Origin of the sequence: Geminocystis sp. GBBB08 (assembly GCF_016743215.1) — a bacterium.
Classification (GTDB): domain Bacteria; phylum Cyanobacteriota; class Cyanobacteriia; order Cyanobacteriales; family Cyanobacteriaceae; genus Geminocystis.
Map to the genome: position 1 here is coordinate 1 of NZ_VRZC01000263.1, position 3,018 is coordinate 3,018.

5 protein-coding genes are annotated in these 3,018 nt (G+C 28.9%); all 5 read left to right on the top strand.

From position 1 onward, the window contains the following. On the top strand, positions 1 to 423 hold a 423-nt coding region (locus FWJ34_RS18945; RefSeq protein WP_308256885.1), incomplete at its 5' end, for a SufE family protein. A 203-nt stretch (positions 424 to 626) separates the two neighbouring features. Continuing rightward, a complete protein-coding gene (locus tag FWJ34_RS18950) occupies positions 627 to 977 on the top strand; it encodes a hypothetical protein (RefSeq protein ID WP_396232095.1) in 351 nt (116 codons plus the stop codon). Positions 978 to 1,173: 196 nt separating this feature from the next. Next, the gene (locus tag FWJ34_RS18955) at positions 1,174 to 1,659 is read left to right on the top strand and encodes an allophycocyanin subunit alpha-B (RefSeq protein ID WP_308256886.1); all 486 of its coding nucleotides are present in this window, start codon (positions 1,174 to 1,176) and stop codon (positions 1,657 to 1,659) included. A gap of 122 nt (positions 1,660 to 1,781) precedes the next feature. Continuing rightward, positions 1,782 to 2,321 (top strand): hypothetical protein, encoded by a 540-nt coding sequence (locus FWJ34_RS18960; RefSeq protein WP_308256887.1) that lies wholly within the window; start codon positions 1,782 to 1,784, stop codon positions 2,319 to 2,321. 149 nt (positions 2,322 to 2,470) lie between these two features. Continuing rightward, on the top strand, positions 2,471 to 3,018 hold a 548-nt coding region (locus FWJ34_RS18965), incomplete at its 3' end, for a phosphatase PAP2 family protein (RefSeq protein WP_308256888.1).

The following is a 3,018-nucleotide window of genomic DNA, read 5'->3' on the forward strand; positions in this document are numbered from 1 at the left end:
TCTTTAACTAGACCACAAAGTTTTGACAAAATAGTAGAAAAATTCAAACGTCATGATAATCCCAAGCAAAAGTATGAGCAATTGTTATGGTATGCAAAAAAGTTAGCACCGATGGCAGAAGAAGAAAAAACTGAAGAAAATAAAGTATTAGGATGCGTTTCTCAGGTTTATATTACTTCAAAATTAGATCAAGATAAAATATTTTATCAAGGTGACTCTGACGCACAATTAGTTAAAGGATTAGTAGCTTTTTTGATAGAAGGTTTAAATGGATTAACACCCATAGAAATTATTACTTTAACCCCTGATTTTATTGAAGAAACAGGTTTACAAGTAAGTTTAACCCCTTCTCGTGCCAATGGTTTTTACAATATTTTCAAAAAAATGCAACAACAAGCCTTATGTTTAAATAATTTGAAATAAATAAATACTGAATTTAGAATGAGGAATTTAGAATGAGGAAATTTTGCCCTGTGCATCGATCGTTGTCTACCTTCACCAGTTAACTTAGATGCGTCTGTCGCTTATCCATTACCTGTTACTTATTACTTATTACTTATCTTATTAATGCCTCTTAAAAAGCAAAAGGATTAGAAATTTCCATCAAAATAGCTTCTATCGTCAATTTGTGTAAACAATATTTTCCTGATGCTAAAGCAGATCTTCAACCTTGGAACAATGATCCTGATACTATTAATTTAGTTGATCCTGAGTCTATTGATATAGGGTTTCATTTTCCTGGATGGAGTCGTAAAATTCAAAGTAGAAGTATTTTAGTACAAATTAGATTTCATAATGATTTCATTGACAATAAACATAGCTTGATAGGCATAGAAACTGCTGGTTTTAATCATACTGGTGAAGTATGGCGACTTTCTACTGTGGATAATTGGCAATTAGAAGGTAGATGTTTACCCAACGATGAAGTTAGAGACAAACTAAAAGAATTTTGTCGAGAGATATGGCAATTATTTTAAATGTTAAGATTTATGATTTTTTGGCAAAAATTGTTCCCTTTTACCCTCAGATACCTGCCTTAAATAGAGTTAACATTTGTCTGATAATTTAGGTTTTAATCTCTAAAAAATTAACAGGTTTTATGATAAACTGTAGGCAATAAATAAGTGCTAATGTCACGTTAAACTAATCATATAAATAATCCTCGTTAATAAAATGAGCATAGTTAGTCAAGTTATTCTCAAAGCAGATGATGAATTACGCTACCCCAGTAGTGGCGAATTGCAAGGAATTAAGTCTTTTTTAGACTCAGGGTTACAAAGATTAAAAATTGCAGAAACCTTGGCAGAAAATGAAAAAAAAATCGTGGAAAAAGCCAGTCGGGAGTTATTTAGAAAGCGTCCTGATTTTAGAGCATCTGGTGGTAATGCAGCTGGACAAAAACAGTATAATCAGTGTTTAAGAGATTTTGGCTGGTATTTACGTCTAGTTACTTATGGCGTTTTATCAGGGGATAAAGAACCCATTGAAAAAATTGGTTTAATTGGGGTTAAAGAAATGTATAATTCTCTAGGAGTACCTTTAGCTGGGATGGTGGAATCTATCCGTTGCCTCAAAGAAGCATCTTTAGGTTTACTTAGTCAAGAAGATGCGAAAGAAACTGCTCCTTATTTTGATTATATGGTTCAATTTATGTCCTAAATTTAATTCATTTTTCAAGGTAAATATAGTTAATTGTTGATTGTTGATTGTTGATTATTTGATAGTTTTTAAATTTTATTAGTTGTTAATCGCTAATTTTTATGTACTAATTGTCAACTACTATGCCAAGTAAAAATTCCTTTAATAATATTAAAAAAGAAACTTCTTGGCTAGATACAAATATTTTATTCGCTCTGAGTATTTTTCTTTCTACTTATACTGTTTTAGGGTGGGCTATTGCTAATATTGTAGAACGTTGGGCTAATATAATTAATGAGGAAAGTATAGCGATTCATTTATTAATTCAAGAGAATATTTTACTCTTAATTATTAGGTTGTTAATATTAGCAGTAACCGTTTTAGTCTCTTTAATATTAAGTTCACCTTTATCAGTAATTACCTTCCTTTTTGAAAAGAGTATTAATTCTGATTTAAAAGCTTTTCTAGCGATTTTTCTTTGGTCAATTATTTTAGTCTTTATTTTTTGTTCTATTGACTACTTCGCTGATTTATTACTAATTATTTCAACTAATATTTTATTGCGTTTAGATTTACAAAAATTAAAACTAAAAAGTTGGCAAATATTCTTTCTTACTTTCATTTTAGCATCTATTGGTTTTAGCTTGGGAATGTTTCTTTTCAATTTTTTATCTCACCCCTAACTAATCAGTAATAATCAAGTAATAGTTAATAGTTGATAGTTAATTCGTGATTCTGCATGATTTTAAGTTTTATGTTAGCATATAAGATTGACAATTAATCATATATAATTATTGATTTTGGCAGAAAAAACACCTTTAATTAACCTTAAATGAAAATTAAATATTTATTAAAGCCAAAAAACTTTTTTCATTACATCAATAAAATTAATCTCTTTTTTTTTAGTTTAGCATTCTGTTTTTTTATCATTTTAAGTAATTTAGTCGTAACGGGAAAACTAAAGACATTTGATGATAATTTATTAACTACGATTCACACCACTTTACCTAGTTGGTTTATTTATATTGCTAAGGCTTCTTATTTTGTAGGAGAAGCAGAAGTTGCCGTATTTATTGTCTTATTTAGTTTAGGTTTTTTAGTCTGGAAAAAATACTGGGAAGAAGCACAAGTTATGGCTTTATCTACTTTATCTATTTTGATTTTAATTGATAAAATTCTTAAACCTTTTTTTGCTATTCCTCGCCCTCTTAACCGTTTAGTAGAAAATGTTTTTGGCAACAGTTTTCCAAGTGGTCACGCTTCTGGTAACTTATTATTATACTTTTTATTAGCCTATATTTTATCTCAATCTTTTCCTAAATTTAAGATTTCTTTTTATTTTATTGCTACTTTTTTACTCATTTTAATAGGTATTAGTAG

What these genes read in the sequence shown, in the direction of transcription:
- FWJ34_RS18955 (WP_308256886.1), top strand. Translation starts at nt 1,174, where the DNA reads ATGAGCATAGTTAGTCAAGTTATTCTCAAAGCAGATGATGAATTACGC.
- FWJ34_RS18960 (WP_308256887.1), top strand. Translation starts at nt 1,782, where the DNA reads ATGCCAAGTAAAAATTCCTTTAATAATATTAAAAAAGAAACTTCTTGG.